Source organism: Micromonospora sp. M51 (genome assembly GCF_018070305.1).
In the GTDB taxonomy this organism is placed as follows: domain Bacteria; phylum Actinomycetota; class Actinomycetes; order Mycobacteriales; family Micromonosporaceae; genus Micromonospora; species Micromonospora parva.
Map to the genome: position 1 here is coordinate 1 of NZ_JAGPXZ010000098.1, position 12,384 is coordinate 12,384.

At 71.0% G+C, this 12,384-nt stretch carries 7 protein-coding genes and 1 pseudogene; 3 read left to right on the forward strand and 5 right to left on the reverse strand.

The features are described 5' to 3' along the window. Nucleotides 1-1,351, forward strand: a 1,351-nt coding sequence (locus tag KBX53_RS08140) for a hypothetical protein (protein WP_210858392.1), incomplete at its 5' end; no start/stop codon positions are given. Between the two features lie 291 nt (nt 1,352-1,642). Next, complete coding sequence (locus tag KBX53_RS08145; RefSeq protein ID WP_030337820.1) at nt 1,643-3,298, forward strand: hypothetical protein; 1,656 nt, start codon at nt 1,643-1,645, stop codon at nt 3,296-3,298. A gap of 110 nt (nt 3,299-3,408) precedes the next feature. On the opposite strand, the pseudogene pulA reads toward KBX53_RS08145, so the two are convergent. The 5 genes and pseudogenes from pulA to KBX53_RS08170 all read right to left on the reverse strand — a co-directional run bounded on the left by pulA (nt 3,409) and on the right by KBX53_RS08170 (nt 11,827). Continuing rightward, nucleotides 3,409-8,904, reverse strand: a pseudogene (gene pulA / locus KBX53_RS08150) (pullulanase-type alpha-1,6-glucosidase). Between the two features lie 109 nt (nt 8,905-9,013). Continuing rightward, the gene (locus KBX53_RS08155; RefSeq protein ID WP_210858394.1) at nt 9,014-9,721 is read right to left on the reverse strand and encodes a cellulose binding domain-containing protein; all 708 of its coding nucleotides are present in this window, start codon (nt 9,719-9,721) and stop codon (nt 9,014-9,016) included. Between the two features lie 141 nt (nt 9,722-9,862). Continuing rightward, entirely contained in the window at nt 9,863-10,549 is a 687-nt protein-coding gene (locus KBX53_RS08160) for a hypothetical protein (RefSeq protein WP_210858396.1), read from the reverse strand. Between the two features lie 98 nt (nt 10,550-10,647). Continuing rightward, complete coding sequence (locus KBX53_RS08165; protein WP_030337824.1) at nt 10,648-11,037, reverse strand: hypothetical protein; 390 nt, start codon at nt 11,035-11,037, stop codon at nt 10,648-10,650. A 37-nt stretch (nt 11,038-11,074) separates the two neighbouring features. After that, nucleotides 11,075-11,827 carry a hypothetical protein gene (locus KBX53_RS08170; RefSeq protein ID WP_210858398.1) on the reverse strand — a complete coding sequence of 251 codons (753 nt, stop codon included), beginning with the start codon at nt 11,825-11,827 and terminating at the stop codon, nt 11,075-11,077. Nucleotides 11,828-11,846: 19 nt separating this feature from the next. On the opposite strand from KBX53_RS08170, the gene KBX53_RS08175 reads away from it, so the two are divergent. Next, on the forward strand, nt 11,847-12,035 hold the full coding sequence (locus KBX53_RS08175; protein ID WP_036412665.1) for a hypothetical protein: 189 nt from the start codon (nt 11,847-11,849) through the stop codon (nt 12,033-12,035). The last annotated feature ends 349 nt before the right edge of the window (nt 12,036-12,384 follow it).

Here is a 12,384-nt window from a genome sequence, read left to right on the forward strand (position 1 = left end):
GCACACCACCATCGGACGGGATGCCACGGCGGACTACTTCCGCATCCTCAACGTCGGCGCCGGCGGCCACCTCACCCTCAAGGGGCTGAGCATCAGGGGTGGCCAGACCCTTCAGCCCTCGATGACCGCCGACCCGGCGACGGTCTGGGCGCCGTACTCGGCTGCGGTCCGCTCGACGGTGGCCAAGCCGCCGGCCACTGCCGCACCCGGGACCGAGTCACCGGCGGCAGCGGCGAAGCCCACGGCCACCGCCGCCAAACCGGCCGCGAAACCCGCCGCCAAGCCGGTCGCCAAGCCGGCCGCGAAGGCCACCACCAAGGCAGCACCCGCGAAAGCCACCACCAAGGCAGCACCGGCCAAGGCGACACCGACCAAGGCCGCTACGACAGCAAAGGCCGCCACGGCGACAGCCGCCAAGCCGGTATCCGCACCGGCGAAGCCGACGGGTGCCGGGCCGGCGGTGACGCCGCTGGTCGAGCAGCCTGGGTTCACCGACGGCGCGGGGGTGCTGGTGCAGCCCGGTGGTCGTGCGGAGATCCTGGACAGCGAGTTGCTCTACAACCAGGCCGGCGGCAACGGCGGCGGGTTGGCCAACTTCGGCAACACCAGGCTCAGCAAGACGACGGTCGCGCACAACACCGCCTTCTTCTTCGGTGGCGGCATCTTCAACGCCGGCGTACTCCAGGTCGACGAGTCGAAGATCAAGGACAACACCGGGATCATCGGCGGCGGTGGCATCGCCAACGGCGCGCCGCGGATCTTCACCGAGGACGTCGACGGCGGCGCGGTCTGGGTCTACAAGAGCGAGGTAACCGACAACGAGACGCTCGGATTCGGCGGCGGTGTCCTGGATGTCGGGGGCACCACGACGTTGCACCAGACGACGGTCAGTGACAACACCGCGGTTCTCGCCGGTGGTGGCGTCGCGGTGGCCGACAGCCAGCTCACGCTCAAGGACGCCACGGTGGTCAAGAACAGCACCGCTGGCGTGGGTGGCGGCGTGGCGGTGGCTTTCGACAGCGTCGCGACGATCGAGGACAGCAGGATCAAGGACAACACCGCCGGGTTCTTCGGTGCCGGTCTCTACAACGACGACAGCGTCACCACGCTGCGCGACAGCGAGGTGGTGGGCAACCGGGCGGTCGGCCCGTTCGCTCGCGGTGGCGGCATCTTCAACACCGAGGGGAGCGAGGTCACGCTCCACCGGACGACGGTGGCGCACAACTTCTCCACCCTCCCGCCGGGGGGCATCTTCAACAGCCTCGGCGGCACCGTGACGCTTGACGACAAGTCCGCGGTCACTGCCAACCGTCCGACCAACTGCTTCAACGTTTCGGACTGCTTCGCCTGATCGGGTGGGGCTGATCCACATAGAGGGCGCGCCCCTCCGAGCCGGTGACGGCTCGGAGGGGCGTACCCATTTGGGCAGGTCGCAGGGCCCTCGGCCGGCTTGGGCTGTGGTGTGTCGGTCCAGACCTCGCTGGGGGCAACATGAACCGAATGTGGGCTTCTCTCGGATAAGCCCGCGAGGCGAGGAACCTTCTCATACGGTGGTTTTGGGAGCTACAACCGATTTGTAGCAGGGGACGCCCGTCTGACGGCGGCGACCCTGTCTGGTACGAGGAGAGGGCAGAGAGCTCCGATGTCCAACTACCTAACGAACAACGAAGCCTCCGGGCGGGCGGCGGCCAAGCGTCGCCGCAAGCTCTGGCTCGCCAGTGGCGTGGCCGGTTTGACGGGCGTGATCAGTCTCGCGGCGGTGGGCGTCGCGGGCAGCGCCGGTGCGGTCGGCTTGAACTGGAACACCACGCAGGTCAGCAAGGACGGCGACCAGCGGGGTGACGAGGGGCGCGACTGGGAGGACAAGAACCGGGACGACAAGGGTCGCGACGACAAGGGCCGCGACAAGGACCACGAGCGCGGGAAGGAGGTGCCCTGCGACACCGACAAGCTGATTCAGGCGATCGTGTTCGCCAACAACAAGCACGGCGGTGTGCTGGAGCTGGCCAAGGGCTGCACCTACAACCTGAGCCGCAACGACTACGAGGGCAACGGCCTGCCGGTGATCACCGAGCGGATCACGCTCAAGGGCGAGCACACCACGATCGCTCGGGAAGCCACCGCTGACTACTTCCGGATCCTGAACGTCGGTGCCGGTGGTCACCTCACGATCAAGGGCCTGACCATCAAGGGTGGCCAGACCCTCGAGCTGTTCAACAGCGTCGAGCCGGCGGCCGTCTGGGCGTCCTACTCGGACTCGGAGGCGATCGCGGCTCAGGTGAAGGCGGGCGTTCCGCTGAACCAGGCGCTCACCGCCCGACAGGCCAACCCGAAGGCGGGCCTGAAGGCGGCACCCAAGGTGGCGGCCAAGGCCGCGCCGGCCGCTCAGGGCGGCGTCGTCACGCCGCTCGTCGAGTACCCGGATTCCACCGACGGTGCCGGCATCCTGGTCCAGCCGGGTGGCACCGCCGAGATCCTGGAGTCCGAGGTCGTCCTGAACCAGTCGGGCGGCAACGGTGGTGGTGTGGCCAACTTCGGCACCACGAAGATCTGGCACAGCACCGTCACCCGTAACACCGCCTTCTTCTTCGGTGGCGGCGTCTTCAACGCCGGCCTGCTCAAGGTCGAGGAGTCGAAGATCAAGGACAACACCGCCATCATCGGTGGTGGCGGTATCTCCAACGGCGCCGCGCCGATCTTCACCGACGACGTCAACGGCGGAACGGTCGAGCTCAAGAAGGCCGAGATCACCGACAACGAGACGCTGGGCTTCGGCGGCGGCTACCTCGACATCGAGGGCAACACCACGGCGTACGAGACCAAGTTCGTCTCGAACACCGCGGTCCTCGCTGGCGGCGGTATCGCTGCGGCGGACAGCCAGCTGAACCTGCACAACGTCTCGGTGGAGCGCAACAGCACCGCCGGTGTCGGTGGCGGTGTCGCCATCGCCTTCGGCAGCGCTGTCACGTTCGAGAAGAGCAGCATCAAGGACAACACCGCCGGCTTCTTCGGCGGCGGGCTCTTCAACACCCTGAGCGTCACCACGCTGCGCGACAGCGAGGTCGTCGGCAACCGGGCCATCGGCCCGATCGGGGTCGGCGGCGGCATCTTCAACATCTTCGGCGAGGTCAACCTGTCGAAGACGAAGGTCGCCCACAACTTCTCCACCTTCGAGCCGGGCGGTGTCTTCAGCTTCTTCGGAGACGTGAACGTGGACGACAAGTCCGCCATCACCGCGAACCGTCCGACCAACTGCCTGGCCATCCCGGGCGGCACCATCGAGAACTGCTTCGCCTGATCGATCACCCTTGGGTGACGATGACTCAGCACCCTCGGGTGACCACAGCGCAGCGCCAGCACCACCGGCCGGCCCCCTTCCGCGAGACGCGGAAGGGGGCCGGTTCACCGTCACTTCTGAACGAAGACCGCCACGCTGCGCGCCGGCACGGTGAACGTGCCGGCCGCCCGGTCGAACGAGGCGGTCCGCAGCGTCGGGTCGGCCGAGTCGACCAGCACCGGGTGCAGTGCCACGTCCGCTCCGCGCAGCCCAGTCACCGTCTGGGTGGCCGCCGACGGGGTGGCGTTGAAGACGACGGTCACCGACGTCCACGCACCGCCCAGCCCGCGGGCGTCCAGGGTCATGGTCAGCACACCAGGCGTCTCCTGGGCACCGGACAGCGGGAAGGCGACCCGCCGCTGCACCTGCTCGGCGGTGGCCAGCCCGAACACCGGCGACGACGCCCGGATGCGCAGCAACTCGGCGTACCGGGCGTCGGTCGTGTTGATCGCCCCGCAGTCCGGCACCAGCGCCGGGTCGGCCAGCAGCGGCTTCGCGTACGACCACTTGTCCTCGTTGTCGGGCGCGGGCGGCAGACCGGCGCCGAACCCGTTGCCCCGTTCACAGCCCCAGCGGATCTGGTTGAACCAGTCACCGGAGTTGTACGAGTTGCGGTCCAGCGACTTCGACCGCAGCCGCTCGGTGCCGGCGGTGACGAACCCGGTGCCCTGTCCCAGCAGCACAGTGCCCAGCGCCAGCACCTGCATCCGGGAGCGGTCCGCCGCCGTGGTGGCCTGCGGCAGTTTGTACGCCAACGCGTCGTACAGGATCTCGTTGTCGTGCGCGTCGGCGTAGGTGACGGCCTCCCCCGGCGTCGCGGTGTAGCCGGCCGGGGAGCCGTTGTAGTCGACCTGCGCCCCGGTGACCTGCCGCCCGGCGGTGTCGGTGAACCGGTAGTCGCGCAGGTTGCCGGTGAGCCCCACCTTGATCAGGTCGTGGGCGTGCAGCAGCCGGGCCTTCTGCTCGGCCGGTGAGCCGTTGACCGGGTCGCCGTTCGGGTCGGTGTAGAGCCCGGAGGCGAAGCCCTGCACCCGGGGGTTGGCGTCGAACGGTCCGCCGCCGCGCACCGCGTCGCGCAGCCGGTCGTTGAAGGTGCCGATGCCGGTGCCGGCCATGTTGGCCTGGGTGGCCTGCACGAAACGGGCGTCGTTGGCGACCTCGCCGAAGTTCCAGCCCTCGCCGTAGAGCAGGATCGACCGGCCGTCCACGCCGTCCCGGGCGACGGTCAACCGGTCCAGGGCCGCCCGGACGGCCAGGATGTTGGCCTTCGGGTGGTGACCCATCAGGTCGAAGCGGAAGCCGTCCACCTTGTACTGCCGGGCCCAGGTGACCAGCGAGTCGACCACCAGCTTGCCCATCATGGCGTGCTCGGGGGCGGTGTTGGCGCAGCAGGTGGAGTTGGCAACAGTGCCGTCGTCCAACAACCGGTGGTAGTAGCCGGGCACGATCTGGTCGAGCACCGACTTCGGGTCGGTGCCGGCCGCCGATGTGTGGTTGTAGACCACGTCCATCACCACCCGCAGCCCGGCGTCGTTCACCCCGGCGACCATCCGCCGGAACTCGGTGGTCCGCGCCGCGCCGGCCGGGTCGACGGCGTAGCCGCCCTCCGGGACGGTGTAGTGCAGCGGGTCGTACCCCCAGTTGTAGCCGTCGGTCTCGGCGACCGCCGCCACGCACTTCTGCTGCTCGGCCGAGTCGGGTGGCAGGGCCGCCAGGTCGCAGGCCGGCTGGCGCTGGTCGGCGCGCCGCTCGGGGATCGTCTCGAAGTCGAACGCCGGCAGCAGGTGCAGGTGGGTGACTCCGGCGGCGCCGACCGCCCGCAGGTGCGTCATGCCGGCGGTCTTCGGGCCGGTGAACGCGAGGAACGTCCCCCGCCGCTCGGCCGGCACCGTCTCGTCGGCGATGGAGAAGTCCCGCACGGACAACTAGGTGATCTGCGCCTTCGCGGCCGGCACGGGCGCCGGTTTGCGCAGCGTGCGCCACCCGGGAGGGGCCAGCGCCGGGTCGTTGAGGTCGACGAGTTGGCTGTGCGTGGAGTCCGCGGCGAGGGCCACCGAGTACGGGTCGGTGACCGACGCGGTGACCATTTTCTGCGCTGCCGGCTGCCAGGCCCGCACCTCGTACCGGTAGTACTTCCCGGTCCAGGTGTGATCGCCGCGCACCGACCAGACGCCGGTGCGGTCGTCGCGGCGCATCGGCACCGTCCTCGGGGCGCTGGTGGTCGAGTCGAACAGCTGCAACGCCACGCTCCGGGCGGTGGGCGCCCACAGCGCGAGGCTCGGCGTCCGGCCCGCGAAGGTGGGCCCGAGGGTGGCGTCGGTCGCCCGGGAGTACACGTCGTCGAGCACGCCGGGGATCTGCACGCCGGTGGCGGCGAGCAGCGCACCCTCGGCGTCGCGCGCGGTGACCAGCAACTGCCCGCGCAACGCCGCCGGGACCTTGGCCAGGTCCGCCCGGTCCAGGGCGAAGCTACGGTACGACCACAGGTGCGGGAACCTGTCGCGTTGCGCCTCGGTGAGCCCGTTGCGCTGCGCCCGCAACGGCAGGCTGGTGTACGTGCCGGTCAGCTCGCCGTCGACCACGCTGACCCCACCGGTGGGCGCGGCGACCAGCGCGTACGTCCTGCCGTCGGTCGGGGGTGTCTGCCACGCCACTGTCGACCTGTCGATCCAGTGCGCCTTCTGCTTGCTGATGTCGGTGTCCCCGCTGGCGGTGGTGGCCGCCGACGGCAGCAGCCGGCCCGGTGTGGCGGCGAGCAGCCACACCTCCCGCCCGGCGCTGGCGAAGTCGAGCCGCTGGTCGTCGGGCAGGTCCTTGGTGTCGCCGTTGTGGATGATGTAGTTCAGGCCGGTGGCGCCGGCGGCCAGCGGCACCCGGAACACCGCCCCGAACGCGTCGACGGCGCTCGGCCGCAGCGGGGCGGACCACTCGGTCGGGTTGGCCGCGCCGTCCCACAGGTGCAGGCCCCAGCCGTCGTAGTTGCCGTCGGCCCGCCGGTAGTGCAGCACGGCGGTGCCCTCCTCGACCGGCGGGTCCGGTTCACCGGTGGCGGCCTGCCTGCTCGGGTAGATCGCCGGGTCGCCCTGCTTGAGCCAGATCTCCCCGGTCTGGCTGAGGTCGATGCTGCGGTCCTGCGCGACGTCCTTCGTGCCAGCCTTGTCGACGACCAGGAAGTTCACCGACGTCGCGCCCGGCTTGAGTTTCACCCAGGCGAACCGGCCGTAGGAGTCCTCCCCGGCGAACGGCTGCCCCTTGGGCCACTCGGTGACGTACGCCGGGTCGATGTCCCCCCAGGCGTACAGCCCCCAGTCGTCGTACCCGCCGGCCGGGCGTTGGTAGTGCACCACCGCCCACTCCCGGGAGCCGCCCTGCTCCGGGGTGCCGACGACTGCGGTGGACCGGGCGGTGGCGGTCCGGCCCCGACCGTCGCGGACCACCGCCTTGTACTCGACCCGGGTACCCCCGGCCAGGCCGGTCAGGTCGTGCTGCACGGTGTACGGGGCGTGGTCGGCGCTGCCCAGCAGCGTCCACCGGCCACCGGCCACCCGGGCCGCGACGGTGACGCTGGCCAGCGGATCACCGGTGACCCGGGCGGTGACCGCGGCCCGGGTGGCGACCGGCGCGTCCGGGATCGGGCTGGTGATGGTGATGGTCGGCTTGTCGGCGGCCGGTGCGATGGGGCTGCCGGCCCGGTACACGACGGCCGACAACGGCGGCACGGTGAGGGCCACTTCGCCGTCACCGTTGGCCCGCGCGTCGCCGGAGGCGCCGTAGATGCCGGTGAAGGTGGCGCCGGCCGACCAGGTGTCCACAGTGACAGTCTGCGCGGTGTCGGCGTTGTTCACGGCCACCACGTACTCGGTGCGGTCGGCCGGGGCGATCCGGGAGGCGGCGAAGACGCCCGGCCCGTCGGCCGCGTACCGGGTGACCTGCACGCCGTCGCGCAGCGCCGGGTGGGCCTGGCGCAGCCGGCCCAGCTCGGCGATGGTCCGGTACAGCGGATGGGAGGTGTCGAACTGGTCGCTGGCGTGGGTGCGGTCGGTGCCGAGCAGGTCGTCGTCGAGGTAGTCGGGGGTCTTCGAGGCGAACATGTCCTGCCGGGCGTCCTTGTCTCCGCCCGGCCCGGTGAAGCCCTGTTCGTCGCCGGAGTAGACCACCGGCTGGCCACGGGTCAGGAACATCAACTGGTGGGCGAGCTGGTCGCGTCGGAGGTGGCTGGCCGCATCGGTGCCACCACCGGCGATGAACGAACCGATCCGGCCCATGTCGTGGTTGCCGAGGAAGGTGGTCAACCGGCCCGCGTCGGTGTCCCGGGCGGCGTAGAGGTCGTCGCGGGCGTACACGTCGGCGAGCGCCTTGGCCGATCCGGCGCCCGCGGTGAAGCCCCGCGCGGCCTCCTGGAAGGCGAAGTCGAGGGTGGCCGGCAGGCCACCCTGGCGGACGTAGCTGGAGCTGATCTCCGGGTCGGCGCTGTACACCTCGCCGAACATGAAGAAGTCCTTCTTGCCGGCCTTCTCGGCGGCCCGTTGGATGCCCTGGCTGAACTGCGGCCAGAAGTCCATGTTGACGTGCTTCACGGTGTCCAACCGGAACCCGTCGACGCCGGTCGCGCCGATCCAGTCCCCGTACGCCTTGGTCAGGCCCCGGACCACCTCGGGACGCTCGGTCCACAGGTCGTCGAGGCCGAAGAAGTCGCCGTACTCGCTGTTCTCTCCGGCGAAGGTGGAGTCACCCCGGTTGTGGTACATGGTGGCGTCGTTGAGCCAGGCCGGGACCTTGACGCTCGCGTCCTCCGGCTCGGCGAAGGTCGGCGTGTACGGGAAGGACTCCTTGTTGACCGGTGGGAACGCGCGGCTGCCGTCGGCGTAGTTGCGGTCCTCGAACGCCCGGCCCCGCGCGTCGGTGTACGGCGAGGTCGCCTTGTCCACGTACGCGTACTTGTCCTCGGCGTACTTGATGACGTCGGCGGTGTGGTTGACGATCACGTCGAGGTAGACCTTGATGCCGCGCTGGTGGGCGAGCCTGACCAGGCGCTTCATCTCCTCCATGGTGCCGAAGTGCGGGTCCACCTGGGTGAAGTCGGTGATCCAGTAGCCGTGGTAGCCGGCCGAGATGTCGTTGCCGGCACCCTGCACCGGCCGGTTCTTGAAGATCGGGGCGAGCCAGATGGCGGTGGTGCCCATCCCCTGGATGTAGTCCAGTTTGTCGATGACGCCCTTGAGGTCACCGCCGTGGTAGAAGCCCTTGTCGGTGGGGTCGAGGCCGGTGCGCAGCCGATCACCGGTGAGGCCACCGGTGTCGTTGCGGGGGTCTCCGTTGGCGAACCGGTCCGGCAGGACGAAGTAGAACTGCTCGGCGCGGGCGGCGCTGCCGCCGGCCTTCAGCAGCGCGTCGGCGCTGGGTTCGTCGCGCCACTGGGTCGCGCCGACGACCGAGAGTGAGGCACGGTCGGACGGTTGAGGGCTCGCGGCGGCGGGCTGCACGGCGACCGGAGCGCCGGCGAGGGTGACGGTGAGCAGGGAGGTAAGGGCCAGCACTGCGGTACGCGGTCTCGGCGGGGGTTTCATCGACGCCTTCCTCTGGTCGGTGATGGCCGCACGCTAACCCTTGCCGAAACATTCTGCAATACCTTGCAAACGTGGTCGCAACAAAGCAGCAACCTTGCGAAATCGCCGCTCAGAGGCCGCCGCAGCGCACCCCGTCCACAGTGCACTCCCGTGGCGCGCTGGACGTCCGCTCCATGTGGAACCGCAGCGACACCGAACCGCCGGCCGACACCTCGACCCCGCTGACGTACGTGAAGCCGTCATCGCCCTGCCGGATCGTCCCCTGCGGGACGCCCTCCACCCAGGCGGTCACCAACCGTCCACCGGAGAACTCCAACCGCACCGTCCAGCCGCGGCTCTGGGCGGACGTGTTCACCATCGCCACCTCGCCGATGAAACCGCCGTCGAAGCTCTGCACCACCCGGTACCGCCCGGCCATCCCCGGCTGCCCCGGTGCCGCCCGGGTCGGCGACCGCGTCGCCGTCGGCCGCCCGGTCGCAGCGACCGTCGGAACTGCCGACGGTGAACCGGAACCGGCCGCGGCGCTCGGCGGCAGCCCGCTGGCCCGCCCGGACAACCCCGGCAGCACCGGCGCCGGAGACGGCACCGTGGACGGCACCGACGTGGGCACGCTCGGCGCCGCCGCCACGGACGGCAGCGGCAGCGCCGGCGGCTGCGCGCCGTCCGGCGCCGGGGTGCGTCCCCGGTACGCGCCCAGCGCCACGAAGAGCAGGACCACCATCACGACGACACCGGCACCCACCACGATCCAGGGCGACGATGCGATCGCGACCGGACCGTGCGGCGGACGCGGAGCACGGCGGCGCATGCCGGACATGTACCTCCCTCAGCGGATCGTCCGCGCAGCGTAGCGATCGGCGGCCCAGGCCGGAAAGCCTCGGCCACGCGGCGTAGCGACCGGCGCCCGGGCGGTAAGCCTCGGCCGTACGGCGTCGCCGGCCACCGACCCGGCTGCGGCTCAGCCGATCCGGCAGTCGACCCCGTTGATCGTGCACGTTCGCGGTCGCTGCGCCGACTCACCCAGGCCGACGCGCAGCCGCAGCGTCCGGGAGTCGCCCGGTTCCAGCGAACGGGTGCCGCGCACCACGAACTCGCCGTCCCCGCGCCCCCGTACCGAAACGCCCGAGTCGTCACCGACTCGCAGCGACCAGGTGTCGTCGTCGAACGCCAACTCCACCTGCCAGTCCACCGACCGACTCGACGTGTTGGCGATCGACAGGATCGCCGACTCCCCGTTCCAGCCGTTCGTGCCGACCTGGTAGCGGGCGCTGACGGGGTCCTCCGCCGGTGTCGTCGGCGCGGACAGCACGCTCGTCCGCCCCGGCGTCGGCGAGCCGGTCGCCGTGGGCCGCGGCGACGGAGACGGTGACCGACTGCTGCGTGACGGTCGCGGCGACACCGAGCGCCGCTCCACAGCGGCCGGGGTCGGCCCGCCGGTGGTGGATGCTCCGGCCGGCACGGTCGGCAGGAACGCCGGAGGCGCTGCCTGCGGCCCGGCGTCGCGCTCCCTGCCCCGGAACGACAACAGCGCCACCACCAGGAGCACCACCAGCGCGCACACACCGAGCAGCACCACGATCCACGGCACCGACACCAACACCCGCGCCGCCCGCGAATCTGCCGCACCGTCCGGCCGCACCGCCATCAGGTCTCCCCTCGTCCCCCACCGACGCGACAGCGTAGCCAGCGCCACGCGGACCGGGAACCTGGCGGGTACGGATCGGACCGACCGGCCCCGGTCGGTCAACCCGTCCGGACGACCGTGCAGATCAGTGGCCCCTCATCGGAGGTACGCAACAGGTAGCGGTACCGCTCCCCGGGCACTGACTGCCCCCGACTGTCCAGGAACTCCCACTCCACCGCCACCATCGTCAACAGCGCGGACACCGGCTGCACGTCCTCGATCCGGGCGTGGGCCGCGACCAGCTCCCGGTCCTGGTAGTCCGGCGCGGCGCCCACGAAGGACAGCGCCACCGCCGCCGCGGTGGTGAACGAGAAGCTGTACGTGTCGGCCACCACCAGCCCCGGCAGGGCGTAACAGCCGGCGATGGCCGGCAGATCGCCGGAGGTCAGCGCCACGCCGTACCGGTCGAAGAAGTCGGCCAACGTGTCAAGATCCGTGGAGGCGTTCACGGTCACAGCAATTGCCGGTCACCGCCCGGGTCAAACCTCAGCGCGGCGGCACCCGTACCTCGATCTCCGACCCCAACCGGGCGTCGGCGGCCAGACCGAGGTCGTCACCACTCCAGAACCGCCCCGGGTCATACCAGTTCGGACGCCGCCCCGCCGGCAGCAACCCCATGGCCTCGTAGGTCACCGCCACCACCTCGGCGCAGTACGCCGTCTCCAGCGCCCGGTCCCGCTCGCCCGCCGATCCGGCCGGACTGGCCGGGCTAGCCGGGGTCGCCTGGTCCCGCTCACCCGCCGATCCGGCCGGGCCGGCAGGGATCGCCGGGGTCGCCGGGTTTCGCCGAGGTGCTGGCCGGCCGGGCAGGGGCAGCGTCGGCACCCGACCACGCACCCAGCGCCACGCCAGCTGCGCTGTCGACGGGAACGGTGTGCCGTCCAACCGCGCGATCGTCCGCAGCACCGCCCGTTCCATCTCCCCGTCGGCGGGCCGGTCGAGCTGTCGCAGCCAGGCCCGTTGGCCGTACCGGTTGGCCCAGACGCAGACCGCGTCCCGCAGGTCGTGCAGCTGCACGCCGCGCTGGTGGGTGCCCGACCACAGGTCCGGCAACGACCTGCCCAGCTCCGCGTGCCACATCAGCGGCGGCATGTCGTCCAACACCACCGCCATCCCGACGTGGTTCACCGGGCTGTTGGTGGTGAACTGGATGGCCCGGTCCGGCACGCTGCGACCCCGGAAAACCCACACGTCACCGGTGCGGGTCAACTCGACGGCCTCGTCCAGGCTGATGCTCATGAGGGACTAGCCTAGGCCGATGCGGCAACGAATGCGGTGGTGGAAGGTTCTCGGGCTGGCCGGGCTCGCCGGCGTCGCGGCCTCCGGTGTGGTCATCGCGCGGGCCGAACGGCGTCGGCGCGCGTACACCCCGGAGGAGATCCGGCAGCGACTCCTGGAGCGGCACGCCCAGGCCAACGACGCGGCGAAGCCCGCCGACCCCGCCTGACCGACCGTCCCCTGTAGAGAATCGGCGGGGAACCCGGCGGGCCACCCGGCGACCAACCGACTTGGGCAAACGGGCGAACAACCCGGCGAACGACCCGGGCAGACAGCCGACCCGGGCAGACAGCCGACCCGGGCGAACGGGCGGACGGCCCGGCGGGCGAACGGGGCCGCGGCGTGACCCAAGGGTGGGACCGGGTCCGGCCAAGTCGCCCGGTTCCGTCGGGCACTGTCTCCCCGCGTCGGCCCCGGTCGAGCGGGCGCAAATGGCGCAGACGGACGTGATCCACTCGGCTTTCATGAAGTCGGGGCTTCCCGGGCCCCGGGACAGCGCGGTTTTCAGGAACCCGAGT